The following is a 986-nucleotide window of genomic DNA, read 5'->3' as shown; positions in this document are numbered from 1 at the left end:
CTCCACAACCAACATCCCACACTGTGCTCCCCGATAGCCTCGGGGGCATTATCCAAATCAGTGCAAGGGGGTCACTTTTGGACGCCGATCACCCCGCTACGGGGTCAAAATTGCATGCTTGTTCACATCCCACTCTTCCGAAGATGTGACACAGGGTGGGACACACGCTGCCGCGTCGCCCCCTTCGCGACCAGCGCCTCGACGGCCATCCGCGCACCGGCCAGGTCGTCGGAGTTCACGGTATCGAAGGTGGTCGAGGCGGGCTCGTGGTGGTCGACAACCGCCAGTGGAATCCGATGCGCGTATGGGACCAGTTCCGCCCCTCTGAGGCGTGGAGCGACGCGCACATCGCGGCCAAGGTCTCGGGCGGTGTCGAAGTGCTCGACACCGCCCCCCCCGCTTTTGGTGGCGCACGAGACCGGCGGCGTGAAGGAGCTGGAGGCCATCGCGCCGATCAAGGACTGGGCGCTGGAGGACACACGTGTCTACGACTTCGGTCAGAACGTCGCGGGCTATCCGCGGATCACCGTCTCGGGGGCGCCGTGGGCCAAGGTTATCATCGACTTCGGCGAAGTACTGGCGCAGGACGGCTCTTGGGACAACCGGAATTACCGCCGCGCGCGGGCGACGCTGACCTATACGCTGGCGGGCCAGGGGACGGAAATCTGGTGGCCGGTGTTCACCTTCCAAGGCTACCGCTACGCGCGTGTGAGGATCGAGGGGAGGCCACACTTCAGGATATCGTGTCGGTCCCCGCAAGCTCTGTGCCCGATGTGGCGGGCGGATTCGAATGAGGCGTCGACGCGGTGAACCGCCTGGTTCTCAATACCATCTGGTCGCGGCGCGGCAATTTCATCGAGGTGTCCGTCGTCAGATAATTTGGGACGCTTGAGCGCTTTCCAGACTGGAGGCTCTGGCTCACCGCTGGTTGATGTTACGCGTTCTCAGTTTCGTGGCGCAAGCGCCGGGCGAGCATGGTTTTCCGT

General features: G+C 63.6%; 1 protein-coding gene. It reads left to right on the top strand.

All coding sequences use genetic code 11. The features are described from left to right. Nucleotides 1-426: 426 nt before the first annotated feature. The gene (locus ROA7023_RS24670; RefSeq protein ID WP_159458658.1) at nt 427-810 is read left to right on the top strand and encodes a family 78 glycoside hydrolase catalytic domain; all 384 of its coding nucleotides are present in this window, start codon (nt 427-429) and stop codon (nt 808-810) included. The last annotated feature ends 176 nt before the right edge of the window (nt 811-986 follow it).

Source organism: Roseisalinus antarcticus, assembly GCF_900172355.1.
Classification (GTDB): Bacteria; Pseudomonadota; Alphaproteobacteria; order Rhodobacterales; family Rhodobacteraceae; genus Oceanicola; species Oceanicola antarcticus_A.
Note: the sequence above shows the minus strand (reverse complement) of the source record. Positions and strands in the feature narration are given on the sequence as shown.